We start from the raw sequence: 17,648 nt of genomic DNA on the forward strand, positions 1-17,648 counted from the left end.
CCGGACCCCGTCAAGCTTGCCCCGTACGCCAGGAACACCCCGTGTGGGGGACCGCGCCGAACAGTCGTTCAGGCCCGTCGGCGGGCCGCTTCGTACAGCACGATCCCCGCCGCCACACCGGCGTTCAGCGACTCGGCGCCGCCCGGCATGGGGATCCGCACCCGGTAGTCGCACGTCTCACCGACCAGCCGGGACAGGCCCTTGCCCTCGCTGCCGACGACGATGACGACGGGGCCGCCGAGGGCTTCCAGGTCACCGATCTCGTGCTCACCGTCGGCGGCGAGACCGACGACCGCGATGCCCTGCTTCTTGTACGCCTCCAGGGCGCGCGTCAGGTTGGTGCAGCGGGCGACGGGGGTGCGGGCAGCGGTACCGGCGGACGACTTCCACGCACCGGCGGTCATGCCGGCCGCGCGCCGCTCGGGCACGAGGACGCCGTGGCCGCCGAAGGCCGAGACGGAGCGGACGGCGGCACCGAGGTTGCGGGGGTCGGTCACGCCGTCGAGGGCGACGATCAGCGGGTCCTCGCCGTCGTCGTAGGCGGCGTTGGCGAGGTCCTCGGGGTGGGCGTACTCGTACGGCGGGACCTGGAGGACCAGGCCCTGGTGGTTGAGCCCGTTGGTCATGCGGTCGAGCTCGGGACGGGGAGCCTCCATGAGGTGGACGCCGCCGCGGTCGGCGACGAGCTGGAGCGCCTCGCGGACCCGCTCGTCGTTGTCGATGAACTGCTGGACGTACAGCGTCACCGCGGGTACGCCCTCGCGCAGCGCCTCGACGACGGGGTTGCGCCCGACGACCATCTCCGAGGTGCCCTTGCCGCCCCGGCCGCGCGGCGCGGGCCGGCGTACCGTCTGCTTCGCCTTGGCGTTGGCGATTCGGTTCTTCTTGTGCCCCTTGCGTGCCTCGGCGGGCGGGGTCGGCCCCTTGCCCTCCAGGCCCTTGCGCCGCTGGCCGCCACTGCCGACCTGCGCGCCCTTCTTGCCGGACATGCGGCGGTTGTTGGCTGCCATGACCTACCTGTTCTACGTCGGTGAAATGGGCGTACGTCTATGCAGTGTGCCGCCCGGAGGGCCGGGCGGCACAATCGATCAAGAAAACCGGCTAGCGGGGACCCAGCGTCCAGCGCGGTCCCTGCGGGCCGTCCTCGATGGTCAGGCCCGACTGGCCGAGCTGGTCGCGGATGGCGTCCGCGGTCGCCCAGTCCTTGCGCGCGCGGGCCCCCTCGCGCTGGTCGAGGACCAGGCGCACGAGGCTGTCGACCACGCCGTGCAGGTCTTCGCCGCGGTCCGACTCGCCGGCCCAGTGCGCGTCGAGCGGGTCGAGGCCGAGGACGCCGAGCATGGCGCGCACCTCGGCGAGGCGGGCCACCGCGGCTTCCTTGTCGTCGGCCGCGAGCGCGCTGTTGCCCTGCCGGACGGTGGTGTGCACGACGGCGAGCGCCTGCGGGACGCCCAGGTCGTCGTCCATGGCCTCGGCGAAGGCGGGCGGCACCTCGGCCGAGGGTTCGACGGGGCCGGCCTTCTCCACGACCCGTTGCACGAAGCCCTCGATCCGCGCGAACGCCGACTCGGCCTCGCGCAGGGCGTCCTCGCTGTACTCGATCATCGAGCGGTAGTGGGGTGTGCCCAGGTAGTACCGGAGCACGATCGGCCGCCACTCCTTGACCATCTCGGAGACGAGCACCGAGTTGCCCAGCGACTTGGACATCTTGTCGCCGGCCATGGTGACCCAGGCGTTGTGCACCCAGTACTGCGCGAAGTCGTCGCCGTAGGCCTTGGCCTGGGCGATCTCGTTCTCGTGGTGCGGGAAGATCAGGTCGAGGCCGCCGCCGTGGATGTCGAAGGCGCTGCCCAGGTACTTGTGGGCCATCGCCGAGCACTCCAGGTGCCAGCCGGGGCGGCCGGGGCCCCACGGCGTCGACCAGGTCGGCTCGCCGGGCTTGGCGGACTTCCACATGGCGAAGTCGCGCGGGTCCCGCTTGCCGGTCTCGCCCTCGCCGGACGGCTGGAGCAGGTTGTCCAGCTCCTGCCGCGACAGCTCCAGGTAGCCCGGGAAGGAGCGCACGTCGAAGTAGACGTTGCCGTCGGACTCGTAGGCGTGGCCGCGCTCGATGAGGCCCTGCATCATCTCGACCATCTCGGTCACGTGCCCGGTGGCACGCGGCTCGTAGGTGGGCGGGAGGCAGCCGAGGGCGGTGTAGCCGTCGTTGAACGCGCGCTCGTTCTCGTACCCGATCGACCACCAGGGGCGGTTGTGCTCGGCCGCCTTGGCGATGATCTTGTCGTCGATGTCGGTGACGTTGCGGATGAACGTGACCTCGTAGCCGCGGTACTCGAACCAGCGGCGCATGATGTCGAAGTTCAGGCCGGAGCGGATGTGCCCGATGTGCGGGGCCGCCTGCACGGTGGCACCACACAGGTAGATCGAGACACAGCCCGGTGTGAGCGGGGCGAAGTCACGGATCTGCCGGGCGTTGGTGTCGTACAGGCGAATAGTCACGGGACCTAGGGTAGTGGGCCGGAGGGGATGCGTGGAGCAGTCCTTTTGTCACCCTTGCCTTACGACCAAGGCCGTCGCCACCGCCATCAGACCCTCGCCGCGCCCGGGGAAGCCGAGGCCGTCCGTGGTCGCCCCCGACACCGACACCGGGGCGCCCGCCGCCTCCGACAGGATTTTCTGCGCCTCGTCCCTGCGCTTGCCGATCTTCGGGCGCGGACCCACCACCTGTACGGCGATGTTGCCGATCCCGAAGCCCGCCTCGCGGACGATCCGGGCCGCCTCCGTCAACAGCGTGACGCCGGACGCGCCCGACCACTCGGGGCGGCCGGTGCCGAAGTGCTGACCGAGGTCGCCGAGTCCGGCCGCGGAGAAGAGGGCGTTGCAGGCGGCGTGGGCGACGACGTCCGCGTCGGAGTGGCCGGCCAGACCGGTGCCCTCGCCCTCCCACTTCAGGCCGGCGCACCACAGGTCGCGGCCCTCCTCGAAGGCGTGGATGTCGGTGCCGATGCCGACCTGAGGGAGGATCACGGGCTGCTCAGAAGCCATCGTTGAGCCTCCTGCGGGCCAGGACCGCCTCCGCGAGGACCAGGTCGAGCGGGCGGGTCACCTTGAAGGCCTCCTCGTGACCGGGCACGACCACGACGGTGTGTCCCAGCTGCTCGACCATGCTCGCGTCGTCGGTGACGTCCTCGGTGACCGTCTCGTGGGCACGGATCAGGGTGGCCCGGTCGAAGCCCTGCGGGGTCTGCACGGCACGCAGGCGCGCGCGGACCGGGGTCGCCACCACCGGCTCCGGCTCACCGGGAGCGGCCGCCGGCTCGACCTCCTTCACGGTGTCCGCGAGGGGCAGCGCCGGGACGACGGCGGGCGCGCCCTCCCGTACGGCCTCGATGACCGCGTCGACGGTGTCGACCGGGACGAGCGGGCGGGCCGCGTCGTGCACCAGGACGATGTCGTAGTCGGAGGGCAGGGCGTCCAGGCCGAGCCGGACCGATTCCTGACGGGAGTCGCCGCCCGGGACGACGAGGAAGTCCGTCCGCTCGGGCAGCGCGTGGGCGTCGAGGAGGGACTTGACCTCGCCGGCGCCGTCGGGCGGGGCCACGACCACGACCAGGGAGACGGCGCGGGAGGCGGCCATCGCGCGGACCGCGTGGATCAGCATGGGGGTGCCGTTCAGCGCTCGGAGCGCTTTGGGGGCGCCCGGACCGAGGCGTACGCCCCTTCCGGCGGCCGGAATCACCACCGCGGTGCGGGCCTCCGCACGGGCTTCGGCGGGCGAAGGACGCGAAACGTCAGACATCGGTTCCTGTCAGGTTTGTGTGCTCGGCCAACGTGGGTACGGAGACAGCGTGCCGGGCGCGACGCCTTGACCGGACCCTTCCGTGACACCGGTCGAGCATGCTGCCCGGGCCCGGCACGCCAAGTATCGGGGGATCTTTCTCCGAGAGGAACAGGCGCACGGCACTTCGGGGGCGTCGGGGCGGTTCCCCGTCCGGCAGGGCGTGGGGGCGGTTCTCATCCGGCGACCGGCATCCGGAGACAGACATGCCGCAGCGCCCGGCGACAGCTTTCGCGTCATCGGGCACCGCGGCATTTCAGTGCGGCAATTCAGATTCAGGGTGCTGAGCTGAGCGGGCGAGGTGCCTGCACAGGGACGCTCAGGACGCGAGAACCTCGTCGAGCAGCGCCTCGGCCTTGTCCTCGTTGGTGTTCTCCGCGAGAGCGAGCTCACTCACCAGGATCTGCCGAGCCTTGGCGAGCATGCGCTTCTCACCTGCGGAGAGTCCGCGCTCGCGCTCACGACGCCACAGGTCACGCACGACTTCCGCGACCTTGATGACATCGCCGGAGGCGAGCTTCTCCAGGTTTGCCTTGTAACGACGGGACCAGTTAGTGGGCTCCTCGGCGTACGGCGCGCGCAGCACCTCGAAGACCCGGTCCAGCCCGTCCTGACCGACCACATCACGCACGCCGACGAACTCCGCATTGTCCGCTGGCACACGTACCGTCAGGTCACCCTGGGCGACCTTCAGCACCAAGTAGGTCTTGTCCACGCCTTTGATCTGGCGAGTTTCGATAGCCTCGATCAGCGCGGCCCCGTGATGGGGATAGACCACGGTGTCGCCAACCTTGAACGTCATGTGACAGGTACCCCTTCCGTGGCTATCCAGGGTAACACGGAAACTGCGGGTTCTGAATGGCGTTTTCGCAGGTCAGGGCATATCTCGGGGCTTGACAACAGCAACAGGAACGTGCTGCGGAGGCCGAGCGGAAGAAGGAATTCGCAGGTCGGAGCGGCTCTCCGGGCGAGGTGAAACGCGTACGTTACACGCATCCGGAGGCCCCTCCGAGTGGGCTAACGTCCCCAAATGTCCGGTTCCATGTGTGCGACTTCCGCTACTCCGTTCGGTGTCCGGAGTCACTTCCCCGCCGAATCCGGAATTGATCACGTACGGCCGACGGATCAGGTGGTGATCAATTCCGGGGACGATCGCGCATTCCTTCACGGAAGATTTGCCTCTGGCTGCGAAGACTCTTATCCGAATGCCCGACGAGCGCCGGAGTGCGGTGCAGAAGTGACGCACGGGTCAGCTGTGAACCGAGTGACACGCCCCTTGGGGAGGGTCGGGTGCGGCCCCGCGGGAACGGCTCGGTAACCTAAGGCCGCTGACAGACACTTAGCGCGGCTTTACGGGCCGCCCCGCTCAAGTCAAGGAGTTGCCGCCGCCGTGAGCAGCAGCCTTCGACGCGGCGCCCTCGCCGCCTCCGCCATCGCGTTCTCGTTCGCCGCGCTCTCCGCGTGCGCGGCCGGCAACAACGCCCAGACCCTGGAGGTCAAGCCGGACAACGCGGAGGCCCGCGTGGGCGACATCAAGCTCCAGAACGTCGTGGTGATCACCCAGCCGACCCCCGAGGCCTCCGGTGAGACCAAGGGCCCTGCCGTGGTCTCCGCCACCGTCTTCAACTCCGGTGACAAGCCCCAGACCCTGGACTCCGTGAGCATCGACGGCGGCGGCAGCGCCAAGCTCACGCCCGCCAAGGGCAAGGGCGAGGTGACCGTCCCGGCCCACGGCTCCATCGTCCTCGGCGGCAAGAACAACGCCGCGGCCGCGGTGAGCGAGCTCGGCCCGAGCGTCAAGAACGGCAACGCCCAGAAGGTGACCTTCACCTTCAGCACGACCGGTGACGTGAGCCTGCGCGCCTTCGTGGTCCCGGCCGACAGCTACTACACCCAGTGGGGCCCGAGCGCCGTCCCGTCCGCGCCGGCGGCCTCGCCGAAGCCGACCGGCTCCGCGACCCCGACCGGTTCGGCCACGCCGAGCGGCTCCGCCACGCCGACGGGCTCCGCGCCCGCGAGCGCCTCGGCCGGCGAGTCGGCCGCGAGCCACTGAACGGCCTCACGAGACGGTCGTAACCGTCGTACGACACGAAGGGCGGGACCTCCGAGGAGGTCCCGCCCTTCGGCGTACGTGAGCTGTCCCGGCTTACGGCTCGAACCTGTAGCCGAGACCGCGGACCGTCACCAGGTACCGCGGGGCGCCAGGGTCCGGCTCGAGCACCCCTCTTGACGCACCACTCGCACCGCTTCGCAGGCTTCGAGGTGCTGCGCCGGACTCCGTCCGTCGGCTCCGGTCAGCGTCGGCCTACGGCTCGAACTTGTAGCCGAGACCCCGCACCGTCACCAGGTACCGCGGGGCGCCAGGGTCCGGCTCGAGCACCCCTCTTGACGCACCACTCGCACCGCTTCGCAGGCTTCGAGGTGCTGCGCCGGACTCCGTCCGTCGGCTCCGGTCAGCGTCGGCCTACGGCTCGAACTTGTAGCCGAGGCCCCGCACCGTCACCAGGTACCGCGGGGCACCCGGGTCCGGCTCGAGCACCCCCCTTGACGCACCACTCGCACCGCTTCGCAGGCTTCGAGGTGCTGCGCCGGACTCCGTCCGTCGGCTCCGGTCAGCGTCGGCCTACGGCTCGAACTTGTAGCCGAGGCCCCGCACCGTCACCAGGTACCGCGGGGCACCCGGGTCCGGCTCGATCTTGGCGCGCAGGCGCTTGACGTGGACGTCGAGGGTCTTGGTGTCGCCGACGTAGTCGGCGCCCCAGACGCGGTCGATGAGCTGCATGCGGGTCAGGACGCGGCCGGCGTTGCGCAGCAGCATCTCCAGCAGGTCGAACTCCTTGAGGGGCAGGTCGACCTTGGAGCCGGAGACCGTGACCACGTGGCGGTCCACGTCCATGCGGACCGGACCGGCCTCCAGCGCGGCCGGGGTGACCTCCTCGGGCTCGCCGCGGCGGCGCAGGACGGCGCGGATACGGGCGACCAGCTCGCGCGAGGAGAACGGCTTGGTGACATAGTCGTCGGCTCCTATCTCCAGGCCCACGACCTTGTCGATCTCGCTGTCCTTGGCGGTCACCATGATGACGGGGACGTTGGAGCGGCCGCGCAGCTGGCGGCAGACCTCGGTGCCGGGCAGGCCCGGCAGCATCAGGTCGAGGAGGACGAGGTCGGCGCCGTTGCGCTCGAACTCGTCGAGTCCGTCGGGGCCCGTGGTCGCGACGGCGACCTCGAAGCCCTCCTTGCGGAGCATGTACGAAAGGGCGTCGGAGAAGGACTCCTCGTCCTCGACGACGAGCACTCGGGTCACGGAAGGACCTCCGGGGCGGGAAGCGGGTCGTAAGAAGCCGACTCGGTGGTGGAATGCCCGTCCTCGTGGTCGAGGTCGGGGTGCTGGAGCGCGCGGTCGCGGGCCGCGCCCGCCTCCGGCAGCCTGAGGGTGAACGTGGAGCCCTGTCCCTCCGAGCTCCACACCGTGACCTCCCCGCCGTGCGAGGCGGCCACGTGCTTGACGATCGCGAGACCGAGGCCCGTGCCGCCGGTCTGGCGGGAGCGGGCCGGGTCGACGCGGTAGAAGCGCTCGAAGATGCGCTCCTTGTCCTTGTCGGAGATGCCGATGCCCTGGTCGGTGACGGCGACCTCGATCAGGTCGCCGCCCGGCACGGACACCCGGCGGGCGGCTATGCCGACGCGGGTGCGGGCGGGCGAGTAGTTGACGGCGTTCTCGACGAGGTTGCCGAGGGCGGCGGCGAGCTGGCCGCGGTTGCCCCAGACCCGCAGGTCGGCCGCGCCGGCGGCGGCCATGGTGATCTGCTTGGTGCCGGCCTGGTGCCGGCAGCGGTCGATGGCCTCGGCGACCAGCTCGTCCACGCGGACCGGCTCGGCGTCCTCCAGCGGGTCGTCGTTCTGCACCCGGGAGAGGTCGATGAGCTCCTGGACCAGGCTGGTGAGCCGGGTCGCCTCGATCTGCATGCGGCCGGCGAAGCGCTCCACGGCCTCCGGGTCCTCCGAGGCGTCCATGACGGCCTCGGACAGGAGGGAGAGCGCGCCGACGGGGGTCTTGAGTTCATGGCTGACGTTCGCGACGAAGTCGCGCCGTACCGCTTCGATGCGCCGGGCCTCGGTGAGGTCCTCCACGAGGAGCAGCACCAGCCGGGAGCCGAGGGGTGCGACCCGGGCGGAGACCGCGAGGGCCTCCCCCCGTCCGGTCCCCCGCCTGGGCAGGTCCAGCTCGACCTGGCGTATCTCGCCGTCCCTCCTGGTGTCCCGGGCCATCTGGAGCATGGGCTCCACGGAGAGCTTGCCGCCGCGGACCAGCCCGAGGGCGTACGCGGCGGAGCTCGCCTTGACGACGGCGTCGGCCTCGTCGAGGACGACGGCCGAGGAGCGGAGCACGGAGAGGACGGTGTCCACGCCCGGCGGAAGCACCGGGTCCGTGTGCAGGGAGGTGCGGGTGGGGCGTTTCTGCTCCCGCTCGCTCCAGCGGAACGCCAGCATGGCGATGACACCGGTGAGCACACCGGCGATCGCTGCCGCTGCGGCGACCGCCGCGTTCACGTCCATGCCTCCAGGTTAGGCATGGGTTCCGTCCTGGCCACAGCCGTCCGAGTGCGAGCTCGAACACTCGTCGCCCAGAGTTCACCTTGGAGCCAGTGCGGGTTCATTTGGGAGGGCGGAAACGGACGCGTAGGGGGCCGAACGTGGGAGCGTGGGGTACGCAGCACCGGTTTCACGGCCGGTTTTGGCCCCTGGCACCCACAGGAATGACGTACGAGAGGGAACCGACAATGCGGGACGCGTACCACGAGGAACTTGATTCGATCGGCGACGGTCTGGTGGAGATGGCCCGGCTGGTCGGCTCGGCGATCGGACGCGCCACGACGGCCATCCTCGACTCCGACCTGAAGCTGGCCGAGAGCGTGATCGAGGCCGACCAGAAGGTGGACGACCTCCAGCACGACCTGGAGGCCAGGGCGATAGCACTGCTCGCCCGCCAGCAGCCGGTGGCGACGGACCTCCGTATCGTCGTCACCTCCCTGCGCATGTCGGCCGACCTGGAGCGCTCCGGCGACCTGGCCCAGCACGTGGCGAAGCTGGCCCGGCTGCGCTTCCCCGAGAAGGCCATCCCCCACGACCTGCACGCGACCATCCTGGAGATGGGCCAGCTCGCCCAGCGCCTGATGGCCAAGGCGGCGGAGGTCATCATCACCAAGGACGTCGACCTCGCGCTCCAGCTGGAGCAGGACGACGACGAGATGGACCTGCTGCACCGCACGCTCTTCCAGCACCTGCTGGACGACAAGTGGAAGCACGGCATCGAGACGGCGGTCGACGTGACGCTGCTCGGCCGCTACTACGAGCGGTTCGCCGACCACGCGGTGTCGGTGGCCAAGCGGGTGGTGTACCTGGTGACGGGTGAGCACGCGGACGAGCTCCAGCAGGACATCCAGCCGGTGACGGGGGTCGAGGGGGCCTGACGGAGCCTGTGGGGCCTGAACGTGGTGGTGGGCAGGAGCCTGAACCGGCGCCTTCGGGTCCGTACGGGGCGTGCGCGAGCCTCGATGCGCCGTTGATGCGCCCAGTGGGGCGGGCATGCAATGGGCACAGGGCCCGATCCGACAGTCGGTCCGGCAGTCGGCACGTTCTGGCTCTCGCCTCGAGGAGGGACCCATGGCCGAATCCCCCAGCACTCCCCAGCCCGACCCCACGCAGGAACGCCCGACCGAGCAGCCCGCCGCGATCAGGACCCTGACGGTCATCGGCGCGTGCGGCTGCGGCTCGGGGTGCGGGTGCGGATGCCAGTCGGGCAGTCCGTGCCAGTGCGGCTGAAGCCGGCACGGCTGGATCTCGTACGACCGTGAGGGGCCCCGGGTGATCCCGGGGCCCCTCGTCGTCCCGGCTCGACCGGGCGGGCGGGGAGGGGGAGCATGGGAGGGAGGTGACCGTCCGGCTCGGGGAAGGCAGGGAGGTGGAGGCCATGGCACGGTTCATGGACGTACACCGTGGGATGCAGGGCATCACGGCCGACCAGTTGATGGAGGCCCACCAGGCCGACCTGGCGATAGAGAAGGAAGAGGGCGTGCACTTCGAGCGCGCCTGGGCGGACCCCGAGTCCGGCCTCGTGTACTGCCTCTCGGAGGCACCGTCACCGGAGGCGGTCCAGCGGATCCACGAGCGGGCGGGGCACAAGGCGGACGAGATCCACGCGGTGCCGTTGCAGGTGTGACGGGGGCGGCGGCGGTCCGGGCGGCCGCCTGGTGTCCCGCGGTGGCGACGGCGACGACGGGGAGCGTCCCCGGAACGCCGATGCGAGGTACGGCATGGACATCGAGCTGACCTATCGAAGGGGCCTGCTGCGCGGTATCGGTGGTGTGGAAGTCACCTACGGTCCGCGGGAGTGGCTGGACAGCACACCGCGTGCCCTGGGTTCCTGGCCGCTGGAGTACCAGCGGTTCAGCACGACCCTGCGGTCGGTGGCCGGTATCGAGATCACCTACCGCAGATGGTCCGCCCTGCCGCTCACCGTCGGCGAGTGGAGCTGCGAGCACAGCAGGTTCGGCAGCCGCATGCTGCGCCTCGGCCCCTATCCGCTCAGCCACGACAGGGGCGGCAACCGCGTCCGGACCGTGGGCCCACTCGAGATCTCCTACGACCGCTTCGGCAGCCGCCCCGTCCGCGCCCACCTCCCCGGCGACGCGGCCGAACTGTCCCCCGACCTCCTCCTGGCCCTCTTCCTCACTCTGTTCTGGCAACAGCAGTCCTGGGAGGCCCAGCAGCGGAGCAACTCGTAGATGATGGGCGCCTGCCCACGCTCAAGATCGTCTGCTTGTGCGCTCAGCGACGGACGCGGTAGCGGATGTGGGTGGCCTGCGGTGTGTCGATCACCTGGACGATCTCCAGCTCGATCTCTGACGGCAACACGTCGAACAGCCGCCGGCCACGCCCGAGAAGCACCGGGACCTGATGGATCTGCACCTCGTCCAGCACCCCGGCCTCGAGCGCCCGCTGCGCCGTGTACGCGCCGCGCACCTGCACGTCTTTGCCTCCGGCTGCGGCCTTGGCCTGTGCCATCGCGCTCTCGATCCCGTCGGTCACGTACGTCACCAGTGGATAGCCCCAGCGGGCGGCCGGGCCGGGCGGGCGGTGGCTGGGCACAAAGATCGGGAGACCGCCGTGATCACCACCCCAGTGGTCCATGAGCTCGGCGGTCCGCCGTCCCGCGAGCACCGCACCGGCCGCATTCCACTCGTCCTGGAATTGCGCGGCCGGCCCGGACGGCCGGCCGGACTCCCCGTCGGCGTCGGCCCACTTGTGCAGGCGCTCGCCGTCGTCGCCGCCGAGGAAATCGTCGGTGTCGGCGATGTACCCGTCGACTGACACCGACATGTCGAGCACTGATCTAGACACTTCGACCTCCTGTGGTCTTCCTCCAGGCTGATTTCACCGCATGTAGACCTGGCGCGGCGGCCTTACTCATCGGCCTGCCAGACGATCTTCACCACGGGCACCCTCCCGGGCCCAGCCAAGGAGACGCCCCCGACCCATGGGTTCCCGCCTGTGGACATCGAGCTCTTGTGGATGCGAGCGAACGGTCCCATCAACGCGGAAGGTGTACGCGCGTCTCATGCCGAGCAGTCGGGACCAGGCCCGGAACACCATCGGTCGCGCGCTCAGGCCGCAATGTCCGGGGCACTGGGGGCCCACAGTGCCCCGGCCATGAAAACGCCCCTGACTCGCGCCATGTGCACAGGTCAGAGGCGTGATGTGCTCTCCAGCCCCCGCCGTCAGGGATCCGTCCCACCTTCTTCACATCGATGTGGACCATGTGGCCGGGGCGGCGGGCGGTGATCTTCCGCGGCTCCCGGTTCGAATCGCCGCTCGGGTCCATGAAGCGGCGCCTGTTCAGTCCGAGTGAGAGCAGGTGCCGCGACACCGTGCGGCGACTGATCGAGGGGCCTTCGGCTGGAGCTCGGATGCGATCCGCGACGCCGACCACTTCCTGGCACGGCGGAGCGTTTCGATCCTGGCGACGACGTCGGCATCGGTCGTGGTCGGCTGGCGTCGAGGTGTTGGAGAACGGTCCAACAAACCGAGTTCACCGTGCCGTCGGTAGCGGTTGACCCACTTCGACGCGCACGCACGGGAGATCCCCGTCTCGGCAGCGACGTGGGCGACCGGTCGGCTCTTGCATCGTTCGATGAGAAGACGGCGTCCCTCGCCGGACAGGGGTGCCTTGCCGTGTGGCAAGAGGAGTCCTTGTCAGTGAATGTTCTGCGGCACCTGCGCTTGTCGCCGGGGCCACGAACGGCAACGGACCTCGGCGTCCCCGGCCGCGTTCGGATGAACGCGGCCGGTTCCAGATCTGTCGGAGAAGCATGCGATGTACCTCAGAAGGTGATGAGGACCTTGCCGAGGAGTCCGCCGGCTTCGAAGCGCTCGTGGGCGGTGCGGATGTCGTCGAGCGGGAAGCGGTCGGCGATTCGCAGCCGCAGCTCATCGGTGTCGACGAGCTGGGCGAGGTGGGCGAGGTCGGCGGCGTTCTCCTGAACGTAGCTCTTGCAGGCGCCTGGTACGTCGGGCAGGGGACAGTCGGCGATGGAGACGAAACGCCCTCCGGGGACGAGGGCCGCAGCCACGTCCGCGCCGACGGTGTCGAGAACGGCCTGATACCGGCTGCGGGGCAGGTCCTGCGGGCGGTGCCAGGCCTGCTTCGCACGGAGTTCCATCGCTGCCTGCTCATGGCCGGGCCGGGAGACCAGGGCATCGACGTGGGCGCCGGTCAAGCGGGCGAGTTGGACAACCAGGCCGCCGACCGCCCCGGCGGCACCGACGACCAGAATGCGCTCGCCGACGCTCAACTCCGTGGCTCGCAGGGCCTGCAGGGCGGTCGTCCCGGCCAGCGGAAGGGCCGCCGCGTCCGCCAACGGCACGGTGGCCGGTGCGGGTGCGAGCAGGTGGCCGGGCAGGGCGACCAGCTCCGCCCAGGTGCCGCGGCCGGTGGCGATCTGCGCGGACATGGCGATCACGTGGGCGCCCACCTCGTGGGCGGGGTCGTTGCTCGCGACGACCCGGCCGGAGATGTCCCAGCCGAGCGTGGCCGGCAGCGGCGGGCCGACCTGCCAGGCGCGGGTCTTCCAGTCCACGGGATTGAGGCTGCTGGCCGCGGTGCGGATGAGGACTTCACCGGCGGCGGGTTCGGGTGCGGCAACCTCGCGGAGGGCCAGGACGTCGGGACCGCCGTGGCGGTCGATCTGGACAGCGCGCATGGTCAGAAGGGACCTTCCAGGCAGGGTGGGTTCGGGAATCAAACGGCGGTGCCCACTGGGGCATTGCCGGTGTGCTGCGCGGTCCCGGTTCGAGGCAGGACCAGGTAGGTCAGGGCCAGACCGCTGAGGCTGAGTACGGCCCCGGCCAGGCCGGTCCAGCGCAGAGCGTCGGCGGCGACGATGACCCCGCCGAGAGCAGAGCCGGCGGCGGCGCCGAGGTTGAAGGCACCGACGTTGACCGCGACGGCCAATGTCGGGGCGGAGCCGGCATGGCGCAGGATCAGGCCCTGCAGCGGGGCGATGGTGGCGGTGGCCAGCAGGCCCAGGACCAGGACCGCAAGGATGGCGGTGGGCTGCCAGGCGGCGGCGAACGGCATGGCCACCAGCACGCCGGTCAAGCCGCCGAACACCCCGCGCACGGTGGCGGACATGGACCTGTCGGTCAGCTTGCCGGCAGCCAGGTTGCCCAGGAAGCTGCCGGCACCGTAGGCGAAGAGCAGGGCGGAGACTCCGGCCGGGGAGAAGCCGGCGATGCGGATGAGCAGCGGCGCGATGTAGGTGAAGACAACCGCGACGCCGGAGAAGCCGACCGCGGTGGTGGCGATGGCCAGCAGCACCGGCTTGCGGCTCACCACGCGCAGCTCGTCGCGCAGGCCGGCGGACGACGCCTGCTGCTTGGGCAGCACCAGCGCCAACAGCGCGATGGCGGCCAAGGCCAGAGCGGTCAGCACCGCGAACGGGGCCCGCCAGCCGGCCGCGTGTCCCAGCAGCGAGCCCAGCGGTACCCCGAGCAAGGTAGCGACGGTGAACCCGGAGGCCACAGTGGCGATCGCCGAGCCGGTCTTGTCCTCGGGCACGACGCTGGTGGCCATCACCAGCGCCAACGCCAAGAACGCGGCGTGGCTGAGCGAGGAGACCACCCGCCCGGCCAGCAACATCGAGAACGAGGGGGCCAAGGCACTGAGCGCGCTGCCCGCAGCGAACAGCAGCATCAGCCCGAGTGCCAGAGGCTTGCGGGGCAGCCGCGCGGTCAGCATGGTCACCGCGGGCCCGCCGATCACCACGCCGAGCGCGTAGGCGGTCACGGCCTGCCCCGCAGTGCTTTGCGACACCTGAAGATCCGCACCGACCTCGGGCAGCATGCCCGCGACCAGGTATTCCGACGTACCGACAACGAAGACGCTCGCGCACAAGGCCGCGAGCGAGGCAGAGTTTCTCCTCATGCCGGGGAAGTTAGAGTCTCACATCGGTGTGAGAGTCAAGCGGCGTTGCCCGCCCGGGACATCCATGAGGAGGATGACGTGCGAATCGGTGAGCTGTCCCGCAAGACCGGCGTACACGAACGGTTGCTGCGCTACTACGAAGAGCAGCACCTGCTCCAGCCCGAGCGACGGCCCAGCGGCTACCGCGAATACAGCGAGGCGGACGTGGACACCGTGCGCCGCATCCGCAGCCTGCTCGCCGCCGGCCTGAACACCACCACCATCGCAACGATCCTGCCCTGCCTGCGTGACGAGGGCGAACGCCTGGTGCCGACCTGCTCCGACCTCCTCGCCGACCTGACCAAAGAGCGCGAGCGGATCACCAAAGCCATCATCGATCTGCAGACCTCCCGCGCCGCACTCGACAAAGTCATCGCCGCCGCCCCCGCCGATGTCGCAAAACGCGCGACGAGCGGCGCAACATCTGACTTCTTCGGCGTGTGAGTCCTCCGTCGGCGCTCGAAGGTCGTCGGCGGATCGCCCACCAACGCGTAACGGAGCAACTGCCCCAGCTGCTCGACCTCGTGCTCGACCCCGATGATGCGCACCTGCGCCTGCTCGGCCTGCTGCCACTCCTGAGCGTTTCGTCGCGGGCTCGGACGGCCCTGTGGAGCACTCAACTTGGCCCCCGTTCACGCGCACCTCATGCCGTCCAGCCAGGTGCGCAGCCGCAAGGCCGTAGCCACCATCTTCGACGCCGTAAAAAACGATGCGACATGACGGCTGAGGGTTCGTACGCTCCGAACCGGAGAAGGGCGAGGCAGGACATGGCGGACGAGTACTTCTTGCTGGTGTGTGAGGACGTACCCCACGACGTGGTGCTCACCGACCCCGGCGTCCGCGTGATGGACGTCGTTCAGGTCGTGCGCCGGCTGATGGGACTGAGTCTCTGGCGCAGCAAGGTCCTGGCAACGCAGGTTCCCGCCGTCCTTCTCGCCGGCGTGCCCGAGGAGGACGCGGCGGCAGCCGTCTCGGCCCTCCGCGATGCGGGAGCCCGGGCGGAGACGGCCCAGCCCCACCAAAAAGCCCCCGACCTGCCGAGAAACCGCAGGTCAGGGGCGTGATCGGAAAACCTACTTCTTCTTGCCCTGGTTCTTGACCGCCTCGATGGCTGCCGCGGCCGCCTCCGGGTCCAGGTACTTGCCGCCCGGGGTCACCGGGTTGAAGGACGCGTCGAGTTCGTAGTACAGGGGGATGCCCGTCGGGATGTTCAGGCCCGCGATGTCGGCGTCGGAGATGCCGTCCAGGTGCTTGACCAGGGCGCGGAGGCTGTTGCCGTGGGCCGCGACCAGGACCGTGCGGCCCACGAGGAGGTCCGGGACGATGCCGTCGTACCAGTAGGGGAGCATGCGGACGACGACGTCCTTCAGGCACTCCGTGCGGGGGCGCAGCTCCGGGGGGATCGTCGCGTAGCGGGGGTCGTCCGACTGGGAGAACTCCGTGCCGTCCTCGAGGGGCGGGGGCGGGGTGTCGTAGGAGCGGCGCCAGAGCATGAACTGCTCCTCGCCGAACTCCGCGAGGGTCTGGGCCTTGTCCTTGCCCTGGAGGGCGCCGTAGTGGCGCTCGTTCAGGCGCCAGGAGCGGTGGACCGGGATCCAGTGGCGGTCCGCGGACTCCAGGGCGAGCTGCGCGGTGCGGATCGCGCGCTTCTGGAGGGACGTGTGGACCACGTCGGGCAGGAGGTCGGCGTCCTTCAGGAGTTCGCCGCCGCGGACTGCCTCCTTCTCGCCCTTCTCGTTGAGGTTGACGTCCACCCAGCCGGTGAACAGGTTCTTCGCGTTCCATTCGCTCTCGCCGTGGCGGAGGAGGATCAGCTTGTACGGTGCGTCGGCCATGCGTATGAGCGTAATCCACGCCTTCGGTCCGGGCGGTGCCCGCTCGACAGACGGACGGTTGACGGGATCTGTTAATTGAGTGGTCCCCGGTCCCCTCGTCTTCGTAAGTTGTGCTCGGCGCCGGAGGCACTTACACCCGGGCGCCCAGAAGCCAGCCGCTCGCAGCCGTAGCACCAGCCCTGGGGGAACCGTCATGCCACTCGCCGCCCTGAGACGTGCCACCCGCGAGACCGTCTCCGGGCTCCCGCGCGAGTTCTGGTGGCTGTGGACCAGCACCCTCGTCAACCGCCTGGGTGCCTTCGTCGCCACCTTCATGGCCCTCTATCTCACCCTCGACCGCGGCTACTCCGCCTCCTACGCCGGTCTCGTCGCCTCGCTGCACGGGCTGGGCGGAGTCGTCTCGTCGATCGGGGCCGGGGTCATGACCGACCGGCTCGGGCGGCGGCCCACCCTGCTCGTGGCCCAGGCGTCGACCGCCGCCTCCGTCGCGCTGCTCGGGTTCATGCACCACCCCGTCGCCATCGCCGCCGTCGCCTTCCTCGTCGGCATGGCCTCCAACGCCTCCCGGCCGGCCGTGCAGGCGATGATGGCCGACATCGTGCGCCCCGAGGACCGTATCCGGGCCTTCTCCCTCAACTACTGGGCCATCAACCTCGGTTTCGCCCTCTCCTCCATGGGCGCCGGGTTCATCGCCGAGTACAGCTACCTCGCGGGCTTCCTGATCGAGGCCGCGATGACCGCCGTCTGCGCGGTCGTCGTCTTCCTCAAGCTGCCCGAGTCCCGGCCCGCCGCACGACAGGACGTGAAGACGCCCGATGACGTCCGCCTCGGCACCGTCCTGCGCGACGGGCGGTTCATGAGTGTCGTCGGGCTGTCCTTCCTGGTCGCCGTGATCTTCCAGCAGGGTTCGATCGGGCTGCCCGTCGCGATGGGCGAGGCCGGGTTCACGCCCGCCGACTACGGCCTGGCCATCGCCCTCAACGGCGTCCTGATCGTCGCGCTCCAGATCCCGGTGACCCGGTTCATCCAGGACCGGGATCCCCAGCGGCTCCTCGTCGTCTCGTCGCTCCTCGCGGGATACGGCTTCGGACTCACCGCCTTCGCCGGGTCCGTCGGCCTGTTCGCGCTCACCGTCTGCGTGTGGACCCTGGGCGAGATGATCAACGCACCCACCCAGACCGGCCTCGTCGTCCGCCTCTCCCCCGCCCACGGCCGCGGCCGCTACCAGGGCATGTACACGCTGTCCTGGTCGGTCGCCGCCCTCGTGGCGCCCCTGATGTCCGGTTTCGTCATCGACCGGTTCGGGGCGGAGTGGCTGTGGGGGCTGTGCGCGGTCGTGGGGACGGTGGCGGCGGTGGGGTACGCCGCCCTCATGCGCCGCCTGTCCACGGAGACGGTCGCCGAGACCGCCGTATCCGAGAGATCCGCCGCCACCGAGGCCAGCCCGGCCTGA

The 17,648-nt window shown here is 70.1% G+C and carries 18 protein-coding genes and 4 pseudogenes; 7 read left to right on the forward strand and 15 right to left on the reverse strand.

The window, feature by feature from the left end; genetic code table 11:
- Window positions 1-68 precede the first annotated feature (68 nt).
- The 5 genes from rlmB to ABZ098_RS34100 form a co-directional block, all read right to left on the reverse strand.
- Window positions 69-1,010, reverse strand: coding sequence for a 23S rRNA (guanosine(2251)-2'-O)-methyltransferase RlmB (rlmB, locus tag ABZ098_RS34080; protein WP_356597602.1), 942 nt, complete (start codon window positions 1,008-1,010; stop codon window positions 69-71).
- A gap of 91 nt (window positions 1,011-1,101) precedes the next feature.
- Window positions 1,102-2,499: a cysteine--tRNA ligase gene (gene cysS / locus ABZ098_RS34085; RefSeq protein ID WP_356597603.1), complete on the reverse strand. Its 1,398-nt coding sequence runs from the start codon at window positions 2,497-2,499 to the stop codon at window positions 1,102-1,104.
- A 48-nt stretch (window positions 2,500-2,547) separates the two neighbouring features.
- Window positions 2,548-3,045: a 2-C-methyl-D-erythritol 2,4-cyclodiphosphate synthase gene (gene ispF / locus ABZ098_RS34090; protein ID WP_356597604.1), complete on the reverse strand. Its 498-nt coding sequence runs from the start codon at window positions 3,043-3,045 to the stop codon at window positions 2,548-2,550.
- Window positions 3,035-3,799, reverse strand: a complete 765-nt coding sequence (gene ispD / locus ABZ098_RS34095) for a 2-C-methyl-D-erythritol 4-phosphate cytidylyltransferase (protein ID WP_356597605.1) — start codon at window positions 3,797-3,799, stop codon at window positions 3,035-3,037. Before ispD ends, ispF begins: the two co-directional genes overlap by 11 nt.
- Before the next feature lie 358 nt (window positions 3,800-4,157).
- Window positions 4,158-4,640, reverse strand: coding sequence for a CarD family transcriptional regulator (locus ABZ098_RS34100; protein WP_003953493.1), 483 nt, complete (start codon window positions 4,638-4,640; stop codon window positions 4,158-4,160).
- Between the two features lie 588 nt (window positions 4,641-5,228).
- On the opposite strand from ABZ098_RS34100, the gene ABZ098_RS34105 reads away from it, so the two are divergent.
- Window positions 5,229-5,891: a DUF461 domain-containing protein gene (locus tag ABZ098_RS34105; RefSeq protein ID WP_356597606.1), complete on the forward strand. Its 663-nt coding sequence runs from the start codon at window positions 5,229-5,231 to the stop codon at window positions 5,889-5,891.
- Window positions 5,892-5,984: 93 nt separating this feature from the next.
- Here the strand turns inward: ABZ098_RS34105 and ABZ098_RS34110 are convergent.
- From ABZ098_RS34110 to ABZ098_RS34130, 5 genes and pseudogenes are all read right to left on the reverse strand, one after another.
- Window positions 5,985-6,056, reverse strand: a pseudogene (locus tag ABZ098_RS34110) (DNA-binding response regulator); the annotation flags it as partial.
- A gap of 87 nt (window positions 6,057-6,143) precedes the next feature.
- Window positions 6,144-6,215: pseudogene (locus tag ABZ098_RS34115) on the reverse strand (DNA-binding response regulator); the annotation flags it as partial.
- 87 nt (window positions 6,216-6,302) lie between these two features.
- Window positions 6,303-6,374, reverse strand: a pseudogene (locus ABZ098_RS34120) (DNA-binding response regulator); the annotation flags it as partial.
- Window positions 6,375-6,461: 87 nt separating this feature from the next.
- Complete coding sequence (locus ABZ098_RS34125; RefSeq protein WP_015659563.1) at window positions 6,462-7,142, reverse strand: response regulator transcription factor; 681 nt, start codon at window positions 7,140-7,142, stop codon at window positions 6,462-6,464.
- The gene (locus ABZ098_RS34130) at window positions 7,139-8,395 is read right to left on the reverse strand and encodes an ATP-binding protein (protein ID WP_356597607.1); all 1,257 of its coding nucleotides are present in this window, start codon (window positions 8,393-8,395) and stop codon (window positions 7,139-7,141) included. The genes ABZ098_RS34125 and ABZ098_RS34130 overlap by 4 nt, the downstream gene beginning before the upstream one ends.
- A gap of 224 nt (window positions 8,396-8,619) precedes the next feature.
- Between ABZ098_RS34130 and phoU the strand changes: the two genes are divergently transcribed.
- From phoU to ABZ098_RS34145, 3 genes are all read left to right on the forward strand, one after another.
- Window positions 8,620-9,309 carry a phosphate signaling complex protein PhoU gene (phoU, locus tag ABZ098_RS34135; RefSeq protein WP_356597608.1) on the forward strand — a complete coding sequence of 230 codons (690 nt, stop codon included), beginning with the start codon at window positions 8,620-8,622 and terminating at the stop codon, window positions 9,307-9,309.
- A gap of 500 nt (window positions 9,310-9,809) precedes the next feature.
- Window positions 9,810-10,058, forward strand: coding sequence for an SCO4226 family nickel-binding protein (locus ABZ098_RS34140; RefSeq protein WP_356597609.1), 249 nt, complete (start codon window positions 9,810-9,812; stop codon window positions 10,056-10,058).
- Window positions 10,059-10,152: 94 nt separating this feature from the next.
- Complete coding sequence (locus tag ABZ098_RS34145) at window positions 10,153-10,623, forward strand: hypothetical protein (protein WP_356597610.1); 471 nt, start codon at window positions 10,153-10,155, stop codon at window positions 10,621-10,623.
- Between the two features lie 43 nt (window positions 10,624-10,666).
- Here the strand turns inward: ABZ098_RS34145 and ABZ098_RS34150 are convergent, their stop codons facing one another.
- The 4 genes and pseudogenes from ABZ098_RS34150 to ABZ098_RS34165 form a co-directional block, all read right to left on the reverse strand.
- A complete protein-coding gene (locus ABZ098_RS34150) occupies window positions 10,667-11,239 on the reverse strand; it encodes a dihydrofolate reductase family protein (RefSeq protein ID WP_356597611.1) in 573 nt (190 codons plus the stop codon).
- 361 nt (window positions 11,240-11,600) lie between these two features.
- Window positions 11,601-12,079 (reverse strand): annotated as a pseudogene (locus tag ABZ098_RS34155) (leucine zipper domain-containing protein); the annotation flags it as partial.
- Window positions 12,080-12,219: 140 nt separating this feature from the next.
- On the reverse strand, window positions 12,220-13,098 hold the full coding sequence (locus ABZ098_RS34160) for an NADP-dependent oxidoreductase (protein ID WP_356597612.1): 879 nt from the start codon (window positions 13,096-13,098) through the stop codon (window positions 12,220-12,222).
- A gap of 38 nt (window positions 13,099-13,136) precedes the next feature.
- The gene (locus ABZ098_RS34165) at window positions 13,137-14,291 is read right to left on the reverse strand and encodes an MFS transporter (RefSeq protein WP_356597613.1); all 1,155 of its coding nucleotides are present in this window, start codon (window positions 14,289-14,291) and stop codon (window positions 13,137-13,139) included.
- 108 nt (window positions 14,292-14,399) lie between these two features.
- Between ABZ098_RS34165 and ABZ098_RS34170 the strand changes: the two genes are divergently transcribed.
- Both ABZ098_RS34170 and ABZ098_RS34175 read left to right on the forward strand, forming a co-directional pair.
- Window positions 14,400-14,804, forward strand: coding sequence for a MerR family transcriptional regulator (locus ABZ098_RS34170; protein ID WP_356597614.1), 405 nt, complete (start codon window positions 14,400-14,402; stop codon window positions 14,802-14,804).
- Between the two features lie 323 nt (window positions 14,805-15,127).
- Window positions 15,128-15,424: a ribosomal protein L7/L12 gene (locus ABZ098_RS34175; protein ID WP_356597615.1), complete on the forward strand. Its 297-nt coding sequence runs from the start codon at window positions 15,128-15,130 to the stop codon at window positions 15,422-15,424.
- Window positions 15,425-15,433: 9 nt separating this feature from the next.
- Here the strand turns inward: ABZ098_RS34175 and ABZ098_RS34180 are convergent, their stop codons facing one another.
- Complete coding sequence (locus ABZ098_RS34180; RefSeq protein WP_356597616.1) at window positions 15,434-16,195, reverse strand: phosphoglyceromutase; 762 nt, start codon at window positions 16,193-16,195, stop codon at window positions 15,434-15,436.
- Window positions 16,196-16,388: 193 nt separating this feature from the next.
- Between ABZ098_RS34180 and ABZ098_RS34185 the strand changes: the two genes are divergently transcribed.
- Entirely contained in the window at window positions 16,389-17,648 is a 1,260-nt protein-coding gene (locus tag ABZ098_RS34185; RefSeq protein WP_356597617.1) for an MFS transporter, read from the forward strand.

This window comes from Streptomyces sp. NPDC006335, assembly GCF_040612795.1.
Taxonomy (GTDB): Bacteria; Actinomycetota; Actinomycetes; order Streptomycetales; family Streptomycetaceae; genus Streptomyces.

Excerpts from the sequence above, each read along its gene's own strand:
- ABZ098_RS34130 (WP_356597607.1), bottom strand. The coding sequence starts at position 8,395 with ATGGACGTGAACGCGGCGGTCGCCGCAGCGGCAGCGATCGCCGGTGTG.
- phoU (WP_356597608.1), top strand. The coding sequence starts at position 8,620 with ATGCGGGACGCGTACCACGAGGAACTTGATTCGATCGGCGACGGTCTG.
- rlmB (WP_356597602.1), bottom strand. The coding sequence starts at position 1,010 with ATGGCAGCCAACAACCGCCGCATGTCCGGCAAGAAGGGCGCGCAGGTC.
- ispF (WP_356597604.1), bottom strand. The coding sequence starts at position 3,045 with ATGGCTTCTGAGCAGCCCGTGATCCTCCCTCAGGTCGGCATCGGCACC.
- ABZ098_RS34160 (WP_356597612.1), bottom strand. The coding sequence starts at position 13,098 with ATGCGCGCTGTCCAGATCGACCGCCACGGCGGTCCCGACGTCCTGGCC.
- ABZ098_RS34145 (WP_356597610.1), top strand. The coding sequence starts at position 10,153 with ATGGACATCGAGCTGACCTATCGAAGGGGCCTGCTGCGCGGTATCGGT.
- ABZ098_RS34140 (WP_356597609.1), top strand. The coding sequence starts at position 9,810 with ATGGCACGGTTCATGGACGTACACCGTGGGATGCAGGGCATCACGGCC.
- ispD (WP_356597605.1), bottom strand. The coding sequence starts at position 3,799 with ATGTCTGACGTTTCGCGTCCTTCGCCCGCCGAAGCCCGTGCGGAGGCC.
- ABZ098_RS34185 (WP_356597617.1), top strand. The coding sequence starts at position 16,389 with ATGCCACTCGCCGCCCTGAGACGTGCCACCCGCGAGACCGTCTCCGGG.
- ABZ098_RS34180 (WP_356597616.1), bottom strand. The coding sequence starts at position 16,195 with ATGGCCGACGCACCGTACAAGCTGATCCTCCTCCGCCACGGCGAGAGC.
- ABZ098_RS34100 (WP_003953493.1), bottom strand. The coding sequence starts at position 4,640 with ATGACGTTCAAGGTTGGCGACACCGTGGTCTATCCCCATCACGGGGCC.
- ABZ098_RS34175 (WP_356597615.1), top strand. The coding sequence starts at position 15,128 with ATGGCGGACGAGTACTTCTTGCTGGTGTGTGAGGACGTACCCCACGAC.